The sequence below is a fragment of the Novosphingopyxis sp. genome, from assembly GCF_965218915.1.
Lineage (GTDB): Bacteria > Pseudomonadota > Alphaproteobacteria > Sphingomonadales > Sphingomonadaceae > Novosphingopyxis.
Map to the genome: position 1 here is coordinate 101,084 of NZ_OZ244708.1, position 23,638 is coordinate 124,721.

Annotated in this window: 21 protein-coding genes; 13 read left to right on the forward strand and 8 right to left on the reverse strand. The window is 60.9% G+C overall.

Annotated features, from left to right (window positions below; translation table 11 throughout):
* Nucleotides 1-15: 15 nt before the first annotated feature.
* Entirely contained in the window at nucleotides 16-438 is a 423-nt protein-coding gene (locus ACOQPC_RS00605; protein WP_420606741.1) for a hypothetical protein, read from the reverse strand.
* 224 nt (nucleotides 439-662) lie between these two features.
* Nucleotides 663-1,031 carry an Ig-like domain-containing protein gene (locus ACOQPC_RS00610; protein ID WP_420606742.1) on the reverse strand — a complete coding sequence of 123 codons (369 nt, stop codon included), beginning with the start codon at nucleotides 1,029-1,031 and terminating at the stop codon, nucleotides 663-665.
* Nucleotides 1,032-1,571: 540 nt separating this feature from the next.
* Between ACOQPC_RS00610 and ACOQPC_RS00615 the strand changes: the two genes are divergently transcribed.
* The 9 genes from ACOQPC_RS00615 to ACOQPC_RS00655 are packed head-to-tail and all read left to right on the forward strand — an operon-like array spanning nucleotide 1,572 to nucleotide 9,721.
* Entirely contained in the window at nucleotides 1,572-1,853 is a 282-nt protein-coding gene (locus ACOQPC_RS00615; RefSeq protein WP_420606743.1) for a TrbC/VirB2 family protein, read from the forward strand.
* Nucleotides 1,854-1,859: 6 nt separating this feature from the next.
* Nucleotides 1,860-2,144 (forward strand): type IV secretion system protein VirB3, encoded by a 285-nt coding sequence (locus ACOQPC_RS00620; protein ID WP_420606744.1) that lies wholly within the window; start codon nucleotides 1,860-1,862, stop codon nucleotides 2,142-2,144.
* Entirely contained in the window at nucleotides 2,123-4,495 is a 2,373-nt protein-coding gene (locus ACOQPC_RS00625; protein ID WP_420606745.1) for a VirB4 family type IV secretion/conjugal transfer ATPase, read from the forward strand. The genes ACOQPC_RS00620 and ACOQPC_RS00625 overlap by 22 nt, the downstream gene beginning before the upstream one ends.
* Complete coding sequence (locus ACOQPC_RS00630; RefSeq protein ID WP_420606746.1) at nucleotides 4,495-5,724, forward strand: type IV secretion system protein; 1,230 nt, start codon at nucleotides 4,495-4,497, stop codon at nucleotides 5,722-5,724. Before ACOQPC_RS00625 ends, ACOQPC_RS00630 begins: the two co-directional genes overlap by 1 nt.
* Complete coding sequence (locus ACOQPC_RS00635; protein WP_420606747.1) at nucleotides 5,721-6,503, forward strand: virB8 family protein; 783 nt, start codon at nucleotides 5,721-5,723, stop codon at nucleotides 6,501-6,503. Before ACOQPC_RS00630 ends, ACOQPC_RS00635 begins: the two co-directional genes overlap by 4 nt.
* Nucleotides 6,503-7,228, forward strand: a complete 726-nt coding sequence (locus ACOQPC_RS00640; RefSeq protein WP_420606748.1) for a TrbG/VirB9 family P-type conjugative transfer protein — start codon at nucleotides 6,503-6,505, stop codon at nucleotides 7,226-7,228. Before ACOQPC_RS00635 ends, ACOQPC_RS00640 begins: the two co-directional genes overlap by 1 nt.
* Entirely contained in the window at nucleotides 7,225-8,343 is a 1,119-nt protein-coding gene (locus tag ACOQPC_RS00645; protein WP_420606749.1) for a TrbI/VirB10 family protein, read from the forward strand. The genes ACOQPC_RS00640 and ACOQPC_RS00645 overlap by 4 nt, the downstream gene beginning before the upstream one ends.
* Entirely contained in the window at nucleotides 8,340-9,362 is a 1,023-nt protein-coding gene (gene virB11 / locus ACOQPC_RS00650) for a P-type DNA transfer ATPase VirB11 (RefSeq protein ID WP_420606750.1), read from the forward strand. Before ACOQPC_RS00645 ends, virB11 begins: the two co-directional genes overlap by 4 nt.
* On the forward strand, nucleotides 9,362-9,721 hold the full coding sequence (locus ACOQPC_RS00655) for a TrbC/VirB2 family protein (protein WP_420606751.1): 360 nt from the start codon (nucleotides 9,362-9,364) through the stop codon (nucleotides 9,719-9,721). The genes virB11 and ACOQPC_RS00655 overlap by 1 nt, the downstream gene beginning before the upstream one ends.
* A 36-nt stretch (nucleotides 9,722-9,757) precedes the next feature.
* On the opposite strand, the gene ACOQPC_RS00660 is transcribed toward ACOQPC_RS00655, so the two are convergent.
* From ACOQPC_RS00660 to ACOQPC_RS00680, 5 genes are all read right to left on the reverse strand, one after another.
* The gene (locus ACOQPC_RS00660) at nucleotides 9,758-10,507 is read right to left on the reverse strand and encodes a hypothetical protein (RefSeq protein WP_420606752.1); all 750 of its coding nucleotides are present in this window, start codon (nucleotides 10,505-10,507) and stop codon (nucleotides 9,758-9,760) included.
* 78 nt (nucleotides 10,508-10,585) lie between these two features.
* Entirely contained in the window at nucleotides 10,586-11,167 is a 582-nt protein-coding gene (locus tag ACOQPC_RS00665) for a hypothetical protein (RefSeq protein ID WP_420606753.1), read from the reverse strand.
* Between the two features lie 87 nt (nucleotides 11,168-11,254).
* Nucleotides 11,255-11,791, reverse strand: coding sequence for a hypothetical protein (locus ACOQPC_RS00670; RefSeq protein WP_420606754.1), 537 nt, complete (start codon nucleotides 11,789-11,791; stop codon nucleotides 11,255-11,257).
* Between the two features lie 130 nt (nucleotides 11,792-11,921).
* Nucleotides 11,922-12,782, reverse strand: a complete 861-nt coding sequence (locus ACOQPC_RS00675) for a 3'-5' exonuclease (RefSeq protein ID WP_420606755.1) — start codon at nucleotides 12,780-12,782, stop codon at nucleotides 11,922-11,924.
* A 188-nt stretch (nucleotides 12,783-12,970) separates the two neighbouring features.
* Nucleotides 12,971-15,862 (reverse strand): MobA/MobL family protein, encoded by a 2,892-nt coding sequence (locus ACOQPC_RS00680; RefSeq protein ID WP_420606756.1) that lies wholly within the window; start codon nucleotides 15,860-15,862, stop codon nucleotides 12,971-12,973.
* Between the two features lie 572 nt (nucleotides 15,863-16,434).
* Between ACOQPC_RS00680 and ACOQPC_RS00685 the strand changes: the two genes are divergently transcribed.
* A complete protein-coding gene (locus ACOQPC_RS00685; protein WP_420606757.1) occupies nucleotides 16,435-20,373 on the forward strand; it encodes a PIN domain-containing protein in 3,939 nt (1,312 codons plus the stop codon).
* Nucleotides 20,374-20,378: 5 nt separating this feature from the next.
* Here ACOQPC_RS00685 and ACOQPC_RS00690 read toward each other — a convergent pair whose 3' ends face one another.
* Nucleotides 20,379-20,780 (reverse strand): hypothetical protein, encoded by a 402-nt coding sequence (locus ACOQPC_RS00690; protein ID WP_420606758.1) that lies wholly within the window; start codon nucleotides 20,778-20,780, stop codon nucleotides 20,379-20,381.
* 83 nt (nucleotides 20,781-20,863) lie between these two features.
* Here ACOQPC_RS00690 and ACOQPC_RS00695 point away from each other — a divergent pair, with 83 nt between their 5' ends.
* Genes ACOQPC_RS00695 through ACOQPC_RS00705 form a run of 3 tightly spaced genes read left to right on the forward strand, consistent with a single transcriptional unit; the run spans nucleotide 20,864 to nucleotide 23,562 of the window.
* Nucleotides 20,864-21,430, forward strand: coding sequence for a hypothetical protein (locus ACOQPC_RS00695; protein WP_420606759.1), 567 nt, complete (start codon nucleotides 20,864-20,866; stop codon nucleotides 21,428-21,430).
* Nucleotides 21,423-21,755, forward strand: coding sequence for a hypothetical protein (locus ACOQPC_RS00700; protein WP_420606760.1), 333 nt, complete (start codon nucleotides 21,423-21,425; stop codon nucleotides 21,753-21,755). Before ACOQPC_RS00695 ends, ACOQPC_RS00700 begins: the two co-directional genes overlap by 8 nt.
* Nucleotides 21,733-23,562: a hypothetical protein gene (locus tag ACOQPC_RS00705; protein WP_420606761.1), complete on the forward strand. Its 1,830-nt coding sequence runs from the start codon at nucleotides 21,733-21,735 to the stop codon at nucleotides 23,560-23,562. The genes ACOQPC_RS00700 and ACOQPC_RS00705 overlap by 23 nt, the downstream gene beginning before the upstream one ends.
* Nucleotides 23,563-23,638 lie beyond the last annotated feature (76 nt).

The following is a 23,638-nucleotide window of genomic DNA, read 5'->3' on the forward strand; positions in this document are numbered from 1 at the left end:
ACTCCCCCCGAACCCTTATTCTTCGTCGCTCAGTGGCTCGCTCGCTCGCACCGCACGCGCCCGATCGACCAATTGAGAGAGATCGACACCATCGCTGGATACTGTGCCGATTAAATTGCCAGGCGACGCGATACCGATGTTCAACGGTTCTGTGGCACCCTTGGCGAAATCAAGATCGACCCCATCAAGGTTCGTGCTCGCTTCAACACCGGCAGCTCTGGCGATCGTTCCGGTTATCTCTTCAAGAGCCAGCGAGTTATCGCCGCTTTGCATAACCAGCCAGACGCGCTTCGATCCCTCATATGAGGTCGTCACCACCGCAGCTTGTTCATCGGGCAGTTCGACCAGCTCATAATCGTCTACCTGGCCCAATACCGTTCCAGCGTTGCCGCACACGACTTGGAGCATTTCGGGGCCGTCATCGAACACAGTGCTCAAGAATGCTTTGCAGGATGATGCAGGAACTGGTTGCGCACTGAGAACGCTCGAAAATGAGAATAGCAGGGCACAAGCCGCATTTCCAATGATTTTAAAACTAATAACTCTCATATCGATGCTCTCAAATTTGAGAAGGCCTGCACTAATATATAGCAATTGCCATCTATATTTCGGGCGCTGATCTTCACTCTACATTCTAAAATGGCGCAATAACTGGAGTTCTGTTACTGGCAGGCACCCTGGCCAACTGTAACCACCAGAACTCCTGTCGCTGTAGCCCCAAAGGAGTCCCGGACTGTATACGTAGCAGTAGCTGTTGTGCCGTGGGACAACACTCCATTATATTTGAGCTGGGTGGTAGATGAGACTGTAAATTTGGCGCCAGACACACTTACCAATGCAAGCGGATAATTGCCTTCCGGGTCGGTATCGTTGGCCAGGACATTGTAATATCCAATGCTACAAGGCTCTTGGTATCCCGTATCGTTCACCGTCGTTGGAGGATTGTTTGACGGCGGCGGCGGCGGCGGGGGGGGGGGGTGGGGGCGGCGGGGGTGGCGAGTTGCTGGTGCAATTAGCAAGTGCGCCGGCATCGTCGGCCTTCACTAGCGCTCTGTTGCCAGCCGAATCGTAGCAATAGGACGCTACTTGATTGTTGTTTACGGTCCCCGATGATCGAGCCACGACAAGGCGGCCTTGCGCATCATAGGTGTAAGTGATGGTTTCACCTGCCGATGCTCCCGAAGATGCGGCGGCTGCCAAAACTAACGCAAGCGCGGTTCGACTGGTGAATTCGTGACGCAGCATACACCCCCCTCCAGTCGCATCGTTCAACGAATCGCGACTCACTCTATTCGTGGAGCTACTTGCGCCCAGCTTTGAATACTTAGCAACAAAATTCTGCTCCTCGAGCTTTTTGAGTATAAGAGGCCGCCCGCGCGGATAAGGGGCACCCCAATTAGAGATGCCGAGCCGCCTGTTTCTGAATACGCGGAGTCGGGAAAGACTGACTATTCTGCTGCAATCTGTTGTTGGCAAAGCTGCTATCCGAGTGCATCATGGATTCGGAGTTTGATCCGAAGGTGGGGAGTATCATGTTTAGACGGGCGATTGTTCGGTCCGGAGCGGCTAGTATGCTTGCTCTTTCACCTGTTACTGCCGCAACCGCCGCCCAGCTCGGCGACCCTGCGGGCTCTGGCGTGATTGTATCCGCCGCATCCTGGCTGCAGGGCACTTTGCTCGGCACGCTCGCCACCATCGTCGCGGTGATTGCGGTTGCCGCAGTCGGCTTCGGGATGCTGACCGGGCGGATCAACTGGCGGCACGGTGCGGTGGTGATCCTGGGCTGCTTCGTGCTGTTCGGCGCCGCGAGTATCGTCGGCGGGATCCAGTCGACCGCGCAAACGGCGAACTGATCCGCCATGCCCGACATTCGCCGTGACACGCTGTTCGTCGCGCTAACCCGTCCACAGATGCTCGCGGGCGTCACCTACAGCTTCTTCGTGATCAACGGCGTGCTGGCGGCCGAGCTGTTCCTGATTTTCAAGTCGCTCTGGGTGCTGGCCATCGCGCTGCTCATCCACGGCATCGGCGTGATCATGTGCCTGCGCGAGCCGCGCATCTTCGATCTGTGGATCGCCAGGGTCAGCCGCTGCCCGCGGGTGCGCAACCATGCGATCTGGCGATGCAACTCCTACCGTCCCTGACCCGCGACCCCAAGGTCGTCGCGCGCGAAAAGCCGGTCGGCGCGCATCTGCCCTATGCGCGCCATGTCGATCGGCAGACGACCGAGACCCGCGACGGCATGCTGATGCAGACCATCCGGCTGCGCGGCCTGTTGTTCGAGACCGCCGACACCGACGAACTGAACTACCGCGCCGAATTGCGCGACGCGATGCTGCGCGCGGTCGGCTCGTCGCGTTTCGCGCTCTACCATCATGTCGTGCGCCGCCGCGCCGATTTTGCGCTCGACGCGGATTACAAGGACAGCTTCTCGAAAGAACTCGACGCGCGGTGGAGAGAGCGGCTCGCCTCGCGCCAGCTCTATGTCAACGAGCTGTTCCTGACGCTGGTGCGCCGCCCGCTGCAGGGCCGCATGGGCATCGCCGACCGGTTGCGCGGATGGGTATCGGACGCGGGGCGCGAGCGCGGAGCCGCCGCGGCGCAGGAACTGCGTGCGCTTATGAATGCGCGCGATGCGCTGGTCGCCTCGCTCGGCCAATATGGCGCGCAGGTGCTGGGTATCTACGACACGCCGAACGGCCCCTGTTCGGAGCCGCTGGAGTTCCTGTCCTGCCTGCTCAACGGCGACATGCGCCCCGTCGCGCTGCCGCATGAGGATATCGGCAATTATCTCGCCTGTCGCCGGATCAGCTTCGGTCAGGAGGCGATCGAGCTGGGCCAGGCGGGTGCCACGCGGCGCCAGTTCCTCGCCATGGTGTCGATCAAGGATTATCCCGGCATCACCTCGCCCGGCATGTTCGACGAGCTCTACCGGCTGCCGATCGAGATGACGGTGTCGCAAAGCTTCGGCTTCGTCGAGCGCGGCGCTGCGCTGTCGCGCATGAACCTGTCACTGCGGCGCATGCGCTCGGCGGAGGACGAGGCGCTGACGCTGCGCGACGAGCTGGCGCAGGCCAAGGACGATGTGGCGGCGGGGCGCGCAGGCTTTGGCGAGCATCACACCACGATCGCACTGCGCGCGGACACGCTGGCCGCGCTCGACGATCATGTCGCCGAGGTGATCGCGCAGCTCGGCGATATGGGGATCATTGGCGCGCGCGAGGACATTGCATTGGAGCCTGCCTTCTGGGCGCAGTTTCCCGGCAATTTCAAATATATTGCGCGGCGCGGCTTGGTTTCGACGCGCAATTTCTCCAGCCTCGCCAGCATGCATAATTTTCCCGTCGGCAAGGCGCGCGGCAATCACTGGGGCGACGCCGTGGCGCTGCTCGAAACCACCGCGGCGGGGCCCTATTTCTTCAACTTCCACCACGGCGATCTGGGCAATTTCACCGTCATCGGCCCCTCGGGCTCGGGCAAGACGGTGGTGCTGAACTTCCTGCTCGCGCAGGCGCGCAAGTTCGATCCGCGCATCGTCTTCTTCGACAAGGATCGCGGCGCGGAATTGTTCGTGCGCGCCATCGGCGGGCGCTACGACCGGCTCCGTCCCGACGAGCCCGCGCATCTCAATCCGTTGCAGCTGCCCGATACACCCGGCAACCGGCAGTTTCTGATCGACTGGCTGGGTATGCTGGCGGGCGGCGCGGATATCGGCGAGACCGCGCGGATCAAGGATGCGGTCGACGCGAATTACGATCAACCGCCCGAGCACCGCCGCCTGTGCCATCTCGCCGAGCTGTTCCGTGGGAGCGCGCGTCCTCAAGCGGGCGATCTCTACGCACGGCTGCAACCCTGGTGGGGACAGGGCGAACGCGCCTGGCTGTTTGACAATGAAGACGACCGCACCGATCTGAGCGCGCGCACCGTGGGCTTCGACATGACCGCGATCCTCGACGATCCCACCGCACGCACCCCGGCGATGTTCTATTTGTTCCACCGTGTCGAGGAACGGCTCGACGGATCGCCCGCGATCATCGTCGTCGACGAGGGCTGGAAGGCGCTCGACGACGAGGTGTTCGTGCGGCGGATCAAGGACTGGGAAAAGACCATCCGCAAGCGCAATGGCATTGTCGGCTTCGCCACGCAGAGCGCCGAGGATGCGCTGGACAGCAAGATATCGAGCGCGATCATCGAGCAGGCCGGCACGCAGATATTCATGATCAACCCCAAGGCGCGTGCCCAGGATTATGTCGACGGCTTCGGCCTGACGGCCCATGAATATGATCTCGTCCGCACATTGCCCGACAGCGCGCATTGTTTCCTGATCAAGCACGGCCAGGACAGCGTGGTCGCGCGGCTCGATCTGAGCGGCGAGGCGGAGCTGCTCACCATCCTGTCGGGCCGCGAAGGCATCATGCGCATTTTCGACGATGTGCGTGCCGCGACCGGCGACGACCCCGCCGACTGGATGGCCCCGTTGATGGAGCGCGTATAATGCCGTGCGGCGCGGTCACCACCGGCCAGGGATTCCTCAGCCGCAGCATCGAGCATATCGATTGCCAGGCCGCCACGATTGGCAGCTATGGCTTCCAGTCGCTGGCCGCCCCCGGATCGGCCTTTTCCATTGCGGTCACCAGCCTTTTGACCCTGTTCATCGCGATCCTGGGTATCCGGCTGATCCTGGGGGACCGTCTGGGGCTGAGCGATGTGGTAGTCGCCGCGCTGGAAATCGGGGTGGTGCTGACGCTGCTGGGCAGTTGGCCGGCCTATCGAACCCTGTTCTACGATGTCGTGCTGGAGGCGCCCGCCGATATCAGCGCCGCCCTGCTGTCGGGCACCGGGACCGCCAGCACTGAAAGTATGGTCGCGCGTCTGCAGGGGGTCGACGATGCGATCCTGGCGCTCACGCGGATCGGCTCGGGCCGCTTCACTGCGGGCGCGGTGCCGGTGCAGCAGGGCCAGCGGCCGGACGAAGCCTTTCAGGAGATCGCGGTGAGCGACGATCTGGGCTGGGGCACAGCGCGGCTGTCCTTCCTTGCCGGAACGCTGGTCCCGCTGATCATGCTCAGAATCGCTGCCGGACTGTTGCTGGCGCTTGGGCCCCTTTTCGCCGGGCTGCTGCTGTTCGAGGCGACCCGCAGCCTGTTTCTAGGCTGGCTCAGCGCGCTGTTCGGCATCATGCTCGCCTCGACCGGGTTCGCGGTGCTGCTCTCGGTCGAGCTTGCCGTGCTAGAACCCTGGCTTACCAGCGCGCTGCGCCAGCGCGCGTCGGACATCGCCACTCCCAGCGCCCCGACCGAATTGCTCGCACTGACGCTGGCCTTTTCGCTGGCCTCGCTGCTGCTGCTCGCCTTTCTTACGCGCTTCGCCGTGCGGCAATGGGTCGCGCGGGCTTCGTCGCCAAGCGAGACAGCTGGCAAGGACCGGTCCCGCTCACCGGCGTCCGCCAGGCCTCAGCCCACAGGCCTGCCCGCGCTTGCGGGATCGCAGCGCGCCCAGCGCATCGCCGAGGGGATCGAATCGATCCAGCGCGCCGAATGGGTGGGCGCATCCATCGGCGGTGGTCGCGGCGCATACCAGGCCCGGCCCCTTGCGCTTCCCGCCGCTGACCGGGGCGCGAGCGATGACAAGATGATGGCAACCGCCGTCCCACTCGGGCAAAGCTACAAGCGCACCATGCGGCGATCCACACGGGCGGGCAACGCGCGGGACCGTGGACCATGAGGGAGGGGCCGATCGAAGCCGAAGATGATCTGGACGAGTATTTCCGCGATGCGGGGAGCTGGGCCGAGGATCGCGCCGCCGGTATCCGCCGCTCGCGCCGCCTCGCCTGGTGGATCGCGGGCGGGGCCGGCTTCATTGCCGTGCTGGAAGCAATCGCACTGGTTGCGCTGACACCACTGAAGGCGGTCGAGCCCTATACGCTGCTGGTCGACAAGCAGACCGGCTATGTCGAGGCGCTCACCCCCGTCGACGGCAATCTGGTCACGCCCGACGCCGCGCTGACGCGCAGCTTTCTGGCGCAATATGTCATCGCACGCGAAAGCTTCGCGATCGACACGGTGCAGCAGGATTACCGCAAGGTTGCGCTCTGGTCGGCCGATGGCGCGCGATCGGGCTACATCGCGGATATGCAGGCGGGCAATCCGAATAGCCCGCTGACCCGCTATCCGCGCCGCACGGTAATCGACACCGAGGTTAAAAGCGTGTCATCGCTTGGCGACAATGTCTCGCTGGTGCGCTTCGACACATTGCGGACCGCCCCCAATGGCGGCGGCGAGGTGCGCCAGCCTTACGCAGCAGTGGTGCGCTGGCGCTATTCGGGCGAACCGATGAGCGTGGAGGACCGTATGCTGAATCCGCTCGGCTTTCAGGTGACGCGCTACCGCAAGGATGCCGAGGCGCTTCCGGCGGTGCAGGAGGCGCGCCCGGCGACGCCGTTGGAGCGCGTGGAAGATGATGAAGCGGTCGTCGACGATCAGGCCGCCGTGCCGCAACCGTGATGCGTCTGTTCGCCTTGCTCACCATGCTATGCTGCGCCGTCCCGGCGCTGGCGCAGACCCAGCCCTATTCCGACGGCGGCGATCCACGCCTGCAGGTGGTGAATTATGATCCGGACGAGATCGTGCGGCTGATGGTCAGCCCCGGATACCAGCTCACCGTCAGCTTCGCGCCGACCGAGCGGATCCAGAATATTGCGGTGGGCGCGAGCGACATCTGGCTGGTCAGCGCAACGGCGCGCGGCGATCATCTGTTCATCAAGCCGACGCAGGGCGGCATTTCGACCAACATGACCGTCATCACCGACGTGCGCAGCTATCTGTTCGAGCTGCTGCCCGGCTCGTCCGATGGCCGCAATTCACCATTCGCGCTGCAATTCCGTTATGGCGAAGATCTGCCCGATCCGGCCGAGAGCGTCGACACGCTCGATTACGCAGCGCTCACCAATTGGAAACTGAGCGGAGACCGCGCAATCCGCCCGGTCGAAGTCGGTGACGACGGCACCCGCGTCTATATCCATTGGGCCGAAAAGCAGCTCCAGCCCGCCGTGTTCGCGATCGACGATACCGGCGACGAAGTGCTCGTCGATGGCTATGTGCGCGGCGACGCCTATGTGATCGACCGGTTGTTCGACAAGCTGGTCTTCCGGATCGGCAGGGACAGGGCAGTGGCAAGGCGGCCGAAGGAACAGGCCCGCAGGCCCTCTGGCGAAGACGAAGCCTCATGACCGGCGTCGAGCGTCCGGCGCATGGCAGTGACGTGGTGCGCGACCGCGATGTGCGTCCCGAAGTCGCCGGTGCACCCTCGCGCATGCCGGTGGTGCTGTTTGCCATCGGCGCTCTGATCGCGGCGCTGCTGCTGTTCAACGCGCTCGATGCGCGGCGGCGCGCGCTTACCGCCCCGCCGACCAGGCCCGCGGCGTCCGATCTGGTCCTGCCGTCGCAGGCCGCGCCGAGCTTGTTCATCCCCCCCTCCAGCGAGGCCCCGGCGTTTGAGCGGGTCCAGCCGCGTTTTGCGCGCGCCGAGCCCGCGCCGGTATCGCAGCCGCAGCCGAGCTATGCACCGCCACCAGCACCGGCCGCTCCGCCCGAACAATATCAGGATTATGGCCCGCCCACCGGCCCCACCAATCTGCTGCCCGAGCCGCCGCCGCGTGTCTCCAGCAGCCCGGTGATGGTGTTCGGCGACAGCGGCGCGCAAGGCCAGCCGGGCGGACTGTCCAACGACGGCAATGACAATCCGCGCCAGGCTTCGGACGTTTTCGATCGCGCGCGCGCCGGGCCCCTGCAAAACCCCACCACCACCGTGCCTCAGGGCACGCTGATCCCGGCGGTGCTCGAAACCGCGCTCGATTCGACGCGCGCTGGCCAGGCGCGCGCGCTGGTCTCGCGCGACGTGCGCGGGTTCGACGGCAAATCCGTTCTGATCCCGCGCGGCAGCCGTTTATATGGCGACTATCAGGCGGACGTAAAACCGGGCCAGAACCGCGCGCTGATCCAGTGGACCCGGCTGGTGCGACCGGACGGCGCCACCATCGCGCTCGATTCGCCGTCCGCCGATCCGCTCGGCCGCGCGGGGGTGAAGGGCAAGGTCAACAGCCATTTCTTCGCCCGTTTCGGCGGGGCGATCCTGCAGTCGGTGCTCAATATCGGCACCAATGTCGCCTCGCGCAGCATCAGCGACGGATCGGTGATCGTCGCCCTGCCCGGCAGCGTGGCGGCGACCGCAGGAAGCAGCCTGTCGCAGGACATACCGCCCACGCTCAAGGTCAAGCCCGGTGCGCGCGTCAGCGTGTTCGTTGCGCGTGATCTCGATTTTGCCGCGGTGGAGAGCCGCTGGTGACCGCGCTCGCCGTCGATACCGCCGATGCGCCGGTCTACCTGCACAGCTATCTCGCACCGCTGGCCAACATATTGGCGCGGCCCGACGTCACCGACATCTACATCAACGCCCCGGGTGAATATTGGATCGAGACGCTGGGCGGCACGGTCGAGCGCCGCGATGACGCGCGGCTTACGGAGGTCGCGCTCGAACGGCTCTCGCGCCAGATCGCGGCGATCGCCCACCAGGGCATCAGCCGCGCGCATCCTATGCTGTCGGCGAGCCTTCCCGACGGATCGCGCGTGCAGATCGTGTTCCCGCCAGCCACGCGGGGTCCCGTCGCCATCGCCATCCGCAAGCATCTCGCGCGCGGGATGACGCTGGACGATTACGAATCGCAAGGCGCGTTCGACACGGTCCGGCAGGACGCAGAAGACACCGGCAGCGTCACCCGGTCGCTGCGTCAGCTGCACGCCGACGGCGAATATGCCGCGCTGCTCGGGCAGGCGGTCAGGGCGCGCAAGAACATCCTCATTTCGGGCGGCACCTCCTCGGGCAAGACCACGTTTCTCAACGCGCTGCTCAAGGAAATACCGCCGGCCGAGCGGCTGATCACGATCGAGGACGCGCCCGAGCTGATCCAGAGCCACGCCAACATGATCGGGCTGATCGCCGCGCGCAGCAGGCTGTCGGAAGCCGATGTCAGCGCCGAGGCGCTGCTGGGCGCCGCGCTGCGGATGCGGCCCGACCGCATATTGCTCGGCGAGATTCGCGGACCCGAGGCGTTCACCTTCCTGCGCGCGATCAACAGCGGCCATCCCGGATCGATGACCACCATTCACGCCGACAGTCCGCGCCTCGCCGTCGAGCAGATGGCGCTGCTGGTGATGCAATCGGGCGCGCGGCTGAGCCGGCAGGATGTCGCGCACTATATCCGCAGCACCATCGACATTTTCGTCCAGCTCGGCCGGCGCAGCGGCAAGCGCTTCGTCGAGGCCGTGACGCTGGGCGGTCAGCTGGCCGCACGGAGCGCCGACTGATGGAGCCAAGCCTGTTCGATCCATCCCGCAACAGCGCGATCGTCGAGGCCGCTTTATGGGTGCAGCGCCTGCTGCTCGGCTCGCTGGCGACCAGCATCGCGGTGATCGCGGTCGCCTGGCTCGGGTTCATGATGCTGCAGGGCAGCGTCTCGATCCGCCGCGGGGCGCAGCTCATCGCGGGCTGCTTCATCCTGTTCGGCTCCGCCGCCATCGCACAAGGGCTGAGCGGGCTGGCGGGGCGTGAAGGCGCGGCGTTCGAGCAGCTTGCGCCAATATCAGCGACATCTGTGCCGTCGTCTCCGACGACAGAATTGGCACCCTATGATCCTTATGCGGGGGCTTCGGTGCCTGTCCGGTGATCTGCGTTAAGCACTGCAAACCAAGATGCACCCGTCTCAGGCTGCTAAATCCATATCCGCGGCGATGAGCCCGGCGAGATGTGCCGCCTCGCGGCGAAGCAGCGATGCCATCGCGCCTTCCGGTCGCTGATGTAGATAGCCGCTGATCAGCGCGTAAGACGCAGTCGGAATATGCAGGCAAGGATCGCCCTGCACCCGCCGCCAGGCAATCAGCGCCATGGCGGTCAGCAGCGTATCCAGTTCGCAATGCTCGCGCGCCGACCGCCAATCGATGTTCCGATCGTCCGCCATCGGTTTGGCTTTGTTGGCGATGAGTGCAACTGGCACGCCCATGCGCAGCAGGATTTCAGTGAGATGATGCCAGGTTTTGGAGAACCCCTTGATGGCCTGGCCCAGGTCGAGATGACGCGCCTCGCGGCGCGGCCCGAACTGCTCACGCAGCTGGATCGGCAGGGCAAGATCATGGCTCATCGCGGCCAGTTCGATGACCTTGGCATCGACCGCGCTTCCGCCGTAGGTCACGAGTTGCCGATCCGGCCGTTCCTGCAGATGGAAAAAGGCGGCGGAGAGCAAGGGACGCTCGCCGCCATCTTCCGCCGTCCAGCTGGCGAGCGGTCCGACCGACAGCCTGCCCTCATCGTCGAGATCGACGTCGAGCATGGCGACGACGTCCAGCTTGCACGAAGCGATGCGGGCTTTTTCGCATTTGGGATCGATCGCCTTGTAAGCGTCTTCGAGATAGGGATCGAAGCGGGTTTCGCTATCGAGGATGGTGTAGCTTTTCATGAGGTATTCCTGTGCTGGGCATTGGGCCGCTTGGGTCAATGCGATGATGTTGATTGTTGATGATGAGGAAGGTGCCGATCAGAACGGCACGGGCCGCACCCGTTCGAGCGTGAGCCAGGCCTGGAAGCTGGCGCTGAGATAACGGCGCTCGTTCGCCGATGCGGTCGAGTAGAGCCAACTGAGCCAGATCACCTGCGCCTGGTCGATCGACCGCCGAGCCTGCTGGGTCAGCGAGGCATGCTGATCGGCAAGCGGTATGCCATAGGCATCCGCAACCTCTACCAGCGCCGATCGGCGGCAATGCAGCAACCAGGCTGCGGCATGCGCCTTGCCCGCCAGCATTGGCAGCGCCGGATTGATGTCGGTCGATGATCCCGCGATCATGTGACGAACATGATGCGGACCGAGCGGACCGCCAAAGCCGATTACGTTCGTAGAGGGATCGACCAGCGACTGCATGGCCGCGATCGCATCGACGTCCTCGTATCGCGAGCGGAAGGCGTGATTGAAGAGCTCGAACTGGGCCTCTTTCTTACCGATACGGGTCACCTTGAGCGCGCCGAATGCATGGATCGGCGGTGAGGCTTCACCGGTGACATGGGGGTGATAGACGACCGAAAAGGCGATCATCTTGTCTGAAACTGGTATTACAGAGCGCATGAGACATGCTCCTTCGTCAAAAGCGAAGCGGGCGGCCCCTTGGTGGCGCCGCCCGCTGGGTGGATTGCGATGGGACCGAGATGACGGTCAGTGGAAGTTGGTGACCACGGCAAAATCATATTGCGGTCGCCAAAACTGCAGATGATTCCAGTTGGTTGTGGGAAGCGAAGCCGTGCTGGCTTTCTTACTAAGCCGCGCAGCTGCGCGTCTGGTCGCCGCAGTTAGATTGGCCGTCGGCATGCCCTTGATCAGCAGCAGCTCCCCGTGGCGATCTGCCTTGAGATAGCCGTCCAGATACTCGGCGTAGAGAACCAGGGCCTGGTCCTTCGCGATCTCGATTGGCACGGCCTCTGCAAAATCGGCACCGGTTGGTTTGCGCAGCACGACACCAAAGGTTTCTGGTTCTGGTGACGTTGGCGTTGAATAGATCGTTGCGATCAGATCGAGCGCCTCGTCTATCACCCAATCCATCAGGCCGATGCATCCCTCATGGCAAAGTGTATCGATCGCGGCAAATGCGATGGGAGCGGTGTTCATGCCTGCTGGAGCGAAACCCATTTCGGTGCGCAGGGCATGCAAAAGGGCCTGCCGGCCTGCGGCCGGCTGGTTGGTGGTATTGGTCATCTGATATGTCCTTGGATTGTGGAGATTGGCCTATTGGCCAGAGCCTTTTTCCGTTCCCGAAAATCAGCTCACCATTATTCCCATGATATGGAAGGAGCTGGGCGATAGCGCCCGGCTCCCCACTGGCCGTTCAGCGGTAGCGCTCGTGCCAAGTGATCGTGGTCTGCCGCGGCTCGGCAAAGGGCGCGGTCTCTTTGAGCCAGGCAAGCTCGCGTTCGACCTCGTCCTGGCCTACCTCGATCCACCAGACCTTTTGCCGCCAATCGAACCGGTATCCGAAGCGTTTGAGCTCGTCCTTCACGCGGAAGGGTGCCTGGAAAGCATCGATCCGAACCGTGCGCATCTGCGCGTTCGCCATAGCCTCGCCGATCACGGTCTTACCGCCTGGCAAGCGGCACGAGAGCAGGTTGAGCAGCGCAATGACATCGTCGCCGGCATTGTGTGCGCGCGGAGCGAACAGGCCATTTTGCATCAACAAATGACCGAGCTTGGCTCCGTCGTAGCCGAGGCGTTGCCACGGCACATCGTTCATCGAACAGAGCCACGGCAGCGGCTTGATATCCGGCATCATTCGCTCGCAAAAACCACGATCGAACCGGCTATTGTGGGCACAAATTGCCTCGGCCCGGTTGATGAAGGCGGCCAGCGCCGATGTGTTCACTCCTTTGCGGGCGAGATCCGCATTGGTCAGCCCCGTCAGCTGGCTGATCCGCGGTGGTATGAGCCGACCCGGGTCCTGGCGGACCAGGGCAAGGTCGCCAATGGTAACGATCCGCCCGGCCGCATCGACGTCGACCAGCGCAATTGCGATCTCGATGACATTATCCGATTGCGGATCCAGGCCGTCGGTCTCGACATCCAACACGGCGATGGTGCGCACCGGTGCTACCGGATTGTTGGTCGTCGGCCAGTCATCCAGAGCGGTGACGCGCCGCAGCGATCGGACACGGTCGTCCTCTTCGGCAGTGCCGATATTATGTTCTTCGTTCATGATATTTCCTCGTGCTGTTGCATGACGAGGACGAGCGAAGCGAAGGCCTTTTTTCCCTTCACTCTCCCATCCTCACACGCTTGGCTGTGACGAGGAACTTTTCGATTGCGCCGCCTCGAAAGAGGTCTGCGCGCTTTTCCCAATGTGCCTCCATGCGTGAGGCATCAGAGTTAGCTGCCAATATCTGATCATAGGCTTGGCCCGTCGATAGCCATACCAGGACGATAAGGCGGCGCCGACCAGGGATCGCGTGGAGGCAACCATGGCGACAGCCCATCGACTCGAACGCCGCGGGCGCGCAGTTCATCCTCCCGGCTCGGCACATGCTTGCCTCGGAATGACCGCTCGACGATCCGCAACCGGATCGCGGCGAACAGACCGTCACGGTAATGGGCTTCGGCGGTCGCCCTCGCACGGGCCGATAGCTTCGCCCTATCGAGAAGATCCGCGCCAAATGCCTCCTGTGACGTCTTTATCTGCCTGCCGAGTTCCAGCTCAAGTTGATCGGCTTCGATCTGCTGATGGATATACTGTCGCAGCAGTAATTCCTGACAACGCGGCGATGCAATATCCCGCCGAGTCAGGTCCCAGGACCGTATGATCGCGACCTTTGGTTCGACGACGGAATCTTGCGCCATCACCAGTTCGCAGCGGCTGCGACCCATGCTCGCGGCAAATCGGTCGATACGGTAATCCAGAGGGCGCTTGGCCGCGTCGGCACTCTGGTCATCGGACGTTTCACTATTTGATTTTGAACGGACCGAACCCGCAGACGGATTTTCCAGCGGCACAATGGGAGCGACAGCCCCGCGCGACTTGGACACCTCCGTCGCAATCAAGCGTTCGACCAATTTCCGATCGAGTTTCTTGTGGTCTGGCAGTGACTGTCTGAATTGCACCGCCTGTGCCGCGATCGTGGCCAGTTCCATCTTTGTCGTTCCCGACACCGGCGTGGAAAGAATCGGCGCCGAGTTGCCGGTTTTCAACCGAATTTTCAGCGCGCGGTCGGACACAAGACTGAGTGCTGCTGCGACTGAGATCGGCACCTTTGCGGGGGGAGATCGATCTAAACGAATTTTCAGCGCCAATCCTCGGATTGCTTGTAGCGTCTTGCGCATCTCCGCCGACAGGGATGGTTTGGACGCGGAGCGCTGGCTCAAAAGAGCGCTTCCGGCGATGCTGGAAATATTGCGCAAGTCCGAGATGCTGTGCTTGCCAACTGCTCTATGCACCGCGGCTGGCATTTCCGAGGCGCTCTGCACGGCCGCTGCGAGCGACGGTCGCAACGTCGTCGCCAAAGGCCGAACATTTTTGTGGCTCGAGCTATGCATCTGATTTGTCGTAGAAGAGTGCGCCGTGATTTTGATCAGCTCGTTACGAAGCTGCGGGACTTGATCCGCCGACTTGATTGAATGCTTCTTGGAGAGGCTTCGCGCTTGGGCCGCGAGCCGCTTGAGCTGTTCGCGGACCTTGCCAAGCTCCAAACTATCCTTACGGACCCGCGTTGATCCAATCAGTTCGGAGGTGCCAGCGCGTATCGAGAGAATGCGCAGAATTACATTCGCGTCAACCGGTCGTGGAACATTCCCGGTCATCGTTTTGGCGGAAGAGGCGACGTCCAAAACAGCACGCTGAACGATCGCAGGCGAACGGACTTTCAGTCTGTCACCCTGCATATTTACTGCCCGCGCACTGACTTCAAAGAGCCTGTCCAGGAGGTTTGCCGGGAACAGTTTCGCTACCGCGAGGCCAGCTTGAGCTGCACGAGCGGCGGTCATCACCGATATCAATTGCGACCGCGCATTGTTCAGTCGCCTGAGTCCAGCTACCTTGCGTTGTCGCGCCAAAAGCGTATCGACGCTGTCTTTCGTGATCTCCAGTTCGCGCGCTATCTTTTTTGCACGGGCCTTGCGCTTGGCGAGGGCCAGTTGCTGCCGAATGATGGTCATGATCTGATCGCGAATGTTTTGCTCGGCTTGCAACGCTTGCGATTCGACACGGGCAGTATTCAACGCGATCTGGGCTGCGTTGCGCTGGATCGCGCCGACCTTTTCGCCCTTCTCGAAAGCGGCCACGCGTTCAGGCCCGATATGCTCGGTCCTGTCGGCGTCAATGCCGCGGTCGCGGTAGGTCCGATGAGCATAGCGACTTTCCAGCCCCGCTCTTCGGCATTCACGGTTTAGCGTTGCACAAATCACCGCGCGCATACGCAGCAGACCCTCGGGCGTGGTCAGCCCATTCACTTTCTCTTCGGCGAACGCCCATTCATGATCGCCAAGCCGGACACTCGGGCGAAGCGATGCCACGATATGAACGTGAAAATTGCGCTCATCGCCTTTCGGATCAGGTAAGTGGACCACCGCGTGATAGGGCAGTCCATAGCGCCCGAAACAATTTTCCCCGATCTTCTTGGCCGCGCGGCGGCGTTGCCGCGGCGTCATGCCGTCCGGCAAATTGACAATAATTCGTTCTTGAACTCGCGCATTTGCGCGGTAGCCACCTTCCACTTCCTCTACGGCGTCCCAAAAAGCAGCGGCCTCTGCTGGCGTTTTGATGACGTTGCTGATTGGTTTGGAAAGCTGTATCTCAGGCGCTTCGATGCCGTCCTCGCGCATCAGATAATTTGCATGATCACCGGCCAGCCCAGCGCGCCACTTTTTGCTTTTGAAGCCGACGTAACGATAGCGGAAAAATATAGCGACGCGGCCGCGAGTATCGCGAATGGTCCTGGCATATTTTGGCATCCCGCTGCGCGGTTTGGATGGCCTCAGGTGCTGCTCTTTGGTTCGCTTCTTCCGGCCACCTGATGCCCTCGTCGAACGCACGCGGAAATGGCGCCCCCAAGCCTTGGCGTTCGCACTCAATCCCAGATACTTCATCACCTTGCGGACCGATCTGACATGTTCGCGATCCGCGCGCGCAGCGGTTGCTGCCTTGATGTTGGCGGCTCGCTCGACCGCCTTCGATGGCGTGCGCTCGCCCGACATCTTTCGCCTTGCGGTGCGACCGTTCTTCATAATCCGGTCGAAGGTCCCGGCGTTCGCTTTGCGCCATTTTTCGGCATCTTCGATCTGCACCATTTGCCTATGCCTTGCCTTGATGACAGGGGGGTGGGGACCGGGAGCGGATGCGGTGTTGACGGCGCGAAGCGCCGGTCAACGTTTCTTTCGCGTCCCCACCCCCAAAACCTTAGTCCTGTCGGATTTTTGAACGCTGAGAGTTTCACTTCACTCGAAGCGAATGGCTCGGCAGTTTATGCCTTTGTTATGGCGACCGATAAGTTGGTCCTAATGTCAGAAAGACGTTCGCGGACGCCAAGCTCCTATGGATCGATGGTTAAGTTTGAGCCGCGAGCGGGCTGTCTGATTTCGGCTTGCGCAGGCATAGAAAGCGAACCTTCATTTCGATAGTTATGGAAGCGGCAAGCCCCGCTAAGCGACAGTCAGGCCCTGCTAGACTGCTCCCAACTTCGGACGCTTATTCATGCCGCTTTGGACCTTCCTCATATGTAGCGCTTCGTTCAGGGTGATCTGCTCAGCAGCTTGGCTCGGTCAATCGACGGCTCGACCAGCCAGGATTTAATCGGGGCTGTGGTGATGAAGTCGCCCGATGGACGATTGAAGTTCCTCACTTGTTCCGTAATGATCCTGATATGTCAGAGACGGAAACAACAGCGGCGCATGAGCAGACCCTTACCTATACCAACAAGGTCCCGATGGGTGCCCGGTTGGCGAGTGAGATCCTGAAGCCGAGGGATCCCTATACGTTTCAGCGTTACTGTGTCGTGCTGTTCCGTGAGGAACTTGGTGATCCCAACGCCAAGGAATATGGGCGCAACGGACAAGCCCAAGGCGGCATAGATATTTTGGGCTACCGCGAAGGTGACCCGTTGCGGGCGGTTGGCGTGCAGTGCCGCAAAGTCGATAAGCCGCTGAAGCACGCCACAATCTTGAAGGACTGCCGCGCGGCGCTCGCGCTGCAGTTCGAGTTGCGCGAGATAATCTTCGCCACCACCGCACCTGACGACACCAAGGCTGACCAAGCAGCGAAGAGCGTGGAGCAGACCCTTCGGGTCGAAGGGCATGACATTACCGTCCATGTATATGGCTGGGGTCAGTTGCAGACACTCATCGCACTGCATGACTGCGCATACGCGGTCTTTGTTCCAGCATCCGCCGCGACAACTCGGCCAATGGACCTATCAACTGCGCCCGTTCCGGATGCGGCTGCCGTTGCCGCTTTGGTGGTTGAGGAGATGGAGCGGCGCGCGATCAGCGTCGGCATCACCCTGCCGCCGAAGCCAGCCGGCCCGGAAGGAATCGGGTCGGAGAATCCCGGCCTCCACGCGAGGATCGACGTCTTCCGCGACCTCATTCGCGAGGGCGACACAACCAGCGCGGCTCAGCGCCTTATTACCCTCCGCGACAGCCCCGAAGCGGTTGATGCGCCTTGGGCAAGATACCGCATCGAGACCAACATCGCTGCGGCGCTGATGGACCAGGGCCGCGAAGCCGAAGCCGCAGAATGCTATGTCCGCGCCCATGCGATCAGACCCGACGATCCCGACGCCATCTGTAACCTCTCGATCGCGCGGACCATTCAGGGCGAGCCCGACGAGGGCATGCGGGTCGCGCAGTCGGTCCTGGACCGCGATGACCGCGTTGACTTTGCCGTCAGCGCGCTTCTGCAGGCGGCCGTTCGGTCCGACTGGCAGGGAGACCCCCAAACACTGATACCGGAAGGCATGGAGGGATCGCCCACCGTCCAACTCGCCCTCGCCGACTTCATGCGGCGACGCTGGATGCCTGGGTGGGAGGCACACGTCCTCGCCCTGCCAGGCGAGGACGGCAAAGACCGCCGCGACATGGGTCGGCTTAGGGCTCTCGCGGTCCTGTCTATAGCTGTCGACAGCCGGGTTCACATTGTAGGCGGGCGCGGCACCGTCTCGGACCAGCAAATTGACGAGGCGGCCACTATCATGTTCGCCTACGCGACCCACTGCCTCCGCAACGGATACACATACCGACACGATCTGATGGCGCACGTCAGCAACGCTGCTCTTCTCCTACGCATCGCAAACCGCGGCACTGATGCCGAGACCCTGCTGCGCGAGGGCATCAAGTCGATGCCCGATGAAGAACAGTTGCGGCGCCTTCTAGCGATGGTTCTGATCGACGCGGACCGTGGCGAGGAAGTTCTCGCCATCCTCGATCCGGCCACAGAGCCAGAGACAATCCTGATGCGAATCCAGATGGAGAATGGGCCAACGCCGGCGGAGCGACTGGCCCGCGTCGAGGCGATGAATGAACCCGACGATGACCGGGTCGCCTCGATCCGCCGCCGCCTAACCGCCGACCTCGCTCTCGCCGCCGGTGACCTCGACGTGGTCGGAAGGGTCGTGGGCGAGATGCTCCGTCATCCTGATGACGTGGTCAGCGCGCGGCTGCTCGACGTCCAGCGGCAGCAGTGTGCAGGTCTCGACAAGGACAAGGCGAAAGGTGTTTTGCTCACGCTTGCAATGGACCTGCCGGATAACGACAAACCAATCGACCGCTTTCTGGTCGGACAGGCTCTGCTCGACATCGGCTTGGAGGCGGACGCGGCCAAGCTGGTCGAGCCACACATCGACCTGCAGAGTGCCCGGCCAGCCACGCTGATGTATTTGACCGCGCTCGCCGAAGCCCGGCGCGACGGTGCATACCGTCAAGCACTGAAGGCCTCCTCACCAGCAGTCCGCTATGATCCGGCGATGCTTTGGCTTGATGCCAGACACGCATGGAACGCGGGCGACCTCGACCGCAGCCTGCACTCGTTGGACAAGTTTCTTGAGAAGAAGCCAGGACAGCCTCGCGCCGTTCTGATGCGGCTCGAGATACTTATCAGGCTGAACCGGACGAGACAGATACTCGACGCGCTCGACGCCCCGATTGAAGATTTAGGCTGGAAAGGCGAACAGGATCCATACCGGGTCGCAGGCCTGCTCACCCACTTCGGTTACCACGATAGGGCGGCGCGGCTCGCCTACCGACTGTTCCTAGAACACCGGGACAAACCGCGCGCCTGGATGACGCTCTCTGGCATGACGATCAGGGAAGGTCAGGACAGACGCGGTAATGGATCGGATTGGAGCGCGGACGCCGTCGCCGAGGACATCGCCGTCGACGTCGAATACGACGATGGCACGACCGCGTTCTTCATTGTTGAGGCGGACGCGCATCTGCGCAAGCTGGACCCGGATTCGTGGGAACCCGAACACGTCCTCGTCAAAGCGGTCTGGGATCTTGCCGTGGACGGTCGCTTCGGCGGACCGGACGGGCGAGCGGGTCGCGTCACGAAGCTGCGCCACAAAATCGTCGCGCGCTTCCACTACGTGCTCGCGAACTACGAAACTCGGTTCCCTGAGGTGTTTGGCTTCAAGAGCTTCAGCATCAATCCGGAAAGCCCCAACGGCCTTGACGAGATAATCGCGCAGCTGAAGGACCGGCACGACTGGGTGCTGGCCGAGCAGGAGCAGCACTTCGCCAGCGGCATGCCGATCGATATGCTCGCCGCCCGGCTCGGGTGCGACACCATCGACGTGGCGGGCGGCCTCGCCGAACAAGGTATCCGTATGAAAGTCGCGGAGGGCACCGAAGCGGAACGGCTGGCCTCAGCCAAAGCTATCCAAGCCAACGCGAAACGCGGCTGCGTGCTGGATCTCAACGCGTTCTGGTCGGCATGGCGTCTGGGCGCACTCGACGATGTAGCCGCGACCTGCGGTGCGGTTTCCGTCCCGCGTAGCGTCGCTGACCGACTGCATGCGCGGCGCGAACGGTTTAACCAGTCTGTGGTCGGAGGACATGGCACCCTGTCCTATCACGAGGGTAAGATCCTTCACACCGAGGTTACAAGCGGCCAGATGGCTTCTCTGCGGGATGATGTTGACGCTGCGCTCGTCTGGATCGAGGTGAACGACGCTGCCAGTCCGATAGTGCTGGACGACGACGCTCCGGCTGCTCTCCGCGACCATATCCAGTCCGGATGGACCGACATGCTCGACGCCACGATCCTGTCGATCACGACCGACCGAATGTTCGTCTGTGATGACCTCTCGATGCGGTCGATGCATCGCTCGCTCGGCGGGACGCGATCAACGTGGCTGCACGACGTCCTGACACATTCCCACGTCGCGGGCCGTCTTGAGAGCGAACGCTTCGCCCAACAGACGGCTGACCTCATCGGCGCTGGTCAGGACCACCTTGGAGTTACCGGCATGATGATGGCCATAGCCGTGCAGATGGACGCTTTGGAGCACAATCGTATCAACGGTCGTGCTAAAGCCCTGATCGGTCGCCTTGGCGGGGAGATCGCCGAACCCCTCTCCCATCTCCATGCGGCATGCGAAGCGCTGCATCACCTGTGGTCGACGCAAAGCGTTTTGAAGATCCGTGAGGCAGCGACCGGATTGATCTTGGAGAATCTAATAAAGGGTCGACAAGGCGACTGGTCCGATCTTCTGCACGCGGTCGAACGTTCCGTGGCGAGAATACCGGGCCTGAGGCGATACATCTGCGGCTGGGGCCGAGGGCACTTCCTGCCGGGATACTGCTGAGACACTTAGAACAGGCCCTGCGCTTGCCGTCCGGCATAGCGCTCCGGTTCTAGGAAGGTGAGCACACGAACGATAGCTGAATGAATGGCGGCTTCCGGGGAGCGCCGATCGGCTAGGCTAACGACCGATATTGGGGCGTATTCTGTTGAAAAACTCGATGCGAATGTGCGGCACGGGACTCTGGAGACACAATGATTCGCGTCATCCGCCAAACGCGGATCATTATTGCTTCGGTGCAGCACAGTTGATTCCATTGTTGCTGCCGAAAATGGCGCCAAGAGTTTTTGAACAGAATAGGGGCGCATAGCGGCCGCATTCGTTTTAAAGAATATAATCCATAAATTGCCGAAACTTTGGCGAACATGATCCTTCATGCCGGTTTTGCGAAACAGCAGGCCGGAGAGCAAAAATGATATACGATGAGGGAAAAGAGCGGCTCGAGCGGGACCTTCGCCGGATCGAAGAAGCGTCCGCCAGACTTAAGGAACGGATGGCCGAAGTGCAGCGGCAGGTGCGCGAAGCGCAAAGGAAGCTATCCTCCAAGATTCGCCATAGCCTTTGGCATAACACAATCCTCTCCTATCAGCTGCGAGAGGTGGGCTTCGACGGTGAGGATGGGGAGGCACTCTATTACCTCAAGCAACTCGATCCGCTGACATATTTCGAGCAGATCAAGGCTGTCATCGACCCGTCGCAGTCGCTCACGATTGTCGAGCTCGAATACAAGGCCGTAAAAGCCAACCATGACGAATGGACCAAGTCGGGAAAGCGTATCCATTTCGAGCAGGAGCGCGCTCAATATCTCGCCGATTGCGAAAGCTTTCGCCAGTGGGAGGCGGAAAATCCCAGCGAGCGCAGCTGGCGGGAAAAGCCTGCGACCCGTCGGCAGTATTTCCTGATCATGCGCACGGCGGAGAAGCTCGAGGTTGAGAAGCCGGTCCGTCTTAAATGCGGCGAAGCGCACGACTGGCTGGCAGAACATGGTGCAAACCTGCGCCTTCAATCTGAGGCATCAATCAAACATTCTGATGATCACGAAGGAGATTCAGATGGCTGATCCTTTCGCGCCGCGTTCGACCGAGTTTTTTGGGAAGCAACCTGAGTTCCAGAATATCGCTCACCTAGATCGGCAGATCGATCACAGTTTGAAGTTATTGCGCGGCATGGCCCCCGGACTTGCCGACCTCTCCAAGCCGCCAAATGCAGTGGCGGTGCAGCTCCTCGCGGAAAACCTGATCCATCTTCTGGATTTCCGTGCCGAGTGGTGTGCAGAAATTGACCTATTTTTAGAGAATTCTCGAAAAGAGTTGGCTCAGCAGATCGAAGATCTTCATTCGCCATTTGCCGAGGAAACAAATTGTGACGGAACTGGAAAAAGTTGAGATTGCTTCGACGCGTGAGCGGCTTGAACGGAAGGAACTCGAGGCCGGCCCCGACGCAAAAGCAGCGCTGATTGAGGGTTGGGACTTCACCTACAATCCGAACGCGATGGATCCGCCTGGCTTTGGTGTTTGGCGCGCTCCTCATCTCAAGATATCTAACTTTTACGACGATTCCGCCAATGCTACGGATGGCGGCCAACAAATCTTGCATGCCGGTATGTCTCGATCCGAAATGTATGCGGGCTTCTGGCGATTGGCGAGACTTTACCCGGAACATCGATCGGTGAGGGATCATCGATCAGAAAGGACCGGCTATGCTGAGGCTGCTTTAGATGAGACCAAAGTCGCGCCTCAAGTCAATTGTTTCCTCTGGAAAAAGATGAGCATCGAGCCTGATCGGGATAAAATAATCCGATCCATTCTGGGCCAGTCGCTGCTCGATGGCGTCGATTTCCTTTGCGACTTGCAGTGCACGAACATCCCCCTGGCAGATTTGCTAATCACGAAGCGGTTCGGACAGGCCTTTGAAAAGTTCCCGGGGGTAGAAAATCTTCCCTGGCCGGCATCTTGCCAAACTCGATGGAAATTAAATGGGGGAGCCAGTCATCTACCGCCATTTTACTTTCTCGTTCATCTCGCGGAGTTTCAGCGACTTGCTCAGAACAGCGCAGCTCTGATGGACCTTACGTTCGACGAACATGGCGACGAACTGAGTATCGCGAAGTTGAAGAACGTTTTGAAATCTGTTGAAAATTTGAAACCTGAAAACGTTGGTGACAGGCTTCCGTCAAACGTCAAAAAGCTCGGGGAGATGGCCATTTATCAAACGCACGCTCTGCTACCATCGCGCGAGAATTTCGAAAGCGGCGATCAAGCCGCCGCGCAGAATCACAGTAATGAAGTATCGAGATTGGTTCGGGAAAACTTAGGTATCGGGGGCTCAGACTTTGTCGATTTCCTGGCTTACAAAGAGAACAGCCCTGCCATCGGTCAAATGATCAAACTGCTTGGCTACCATCATGATCGCAATCCTGGTATTTCAAACAACAGCAAAACTGACAGAAGCCGAGGACGAGCTGAAGGAGCGCCGACCTACTGGTCGCACGATTGGCTTGCTCATCCGGTCATCGGCCTATTCGAGATCGCAAGTTCGGTCAAAGAATATAATACCAAGTTAGGTGAGCAAAAGCTAGGGAAAAAGATTGCTGTAAACGCTGACAAGGGCTTGGTTATAAGCGGAGACAACGCCCCCGTTCGGATAGCCATGTTTTGGCTCGAGGGGGCCAATGAAGCTGCTTTTAGAAAGCAGCTTACGAAAGTCGCACTTCAAAACGATGAAACACAAACGTTCGAGGCGGGCATTTATCTGCTGGAGGATCCCATTCCAGCGATCCGAGCAAAGTTCGTGCGGAAGTGCAAAAGGCGGGCACAAAGAAAGACAGCTGTTGATAGTCTCGGGATTACAGCACGATACAATCCTCGATATTGGACAGCATACGGGAAAGAAAATGACATTCAGCAATATCAGCAGCACGAGACAGTCTCTGCTAGTGAATTCGCTGCTCTCGGTATCGATGTTTCAGATCGTCTTTCTGCGAACGGAAAGCTGATCGAATCGACTATGTCCAGAAGCCGGTTGAAAACGCAAATACAGGGCGAGCGGCAGCCATCGCGCAAGCCAGTTTTCTCACAGTCCTCGCGCGCATCTGTCGCTGCTGTCGCAAGCCAAAACCTTGCTATGTCTATTGGTGCCTTGTCAACTGACCCTCAGCATGGATGGAATGTGCGGCACGACGAGGCAGTTTGAAACGAAAATTGTTAAACTGCCGAGAGTTGGTCTACCCGCCGATGCTCAAAACCATCCATGGATGGTGCGACAAATC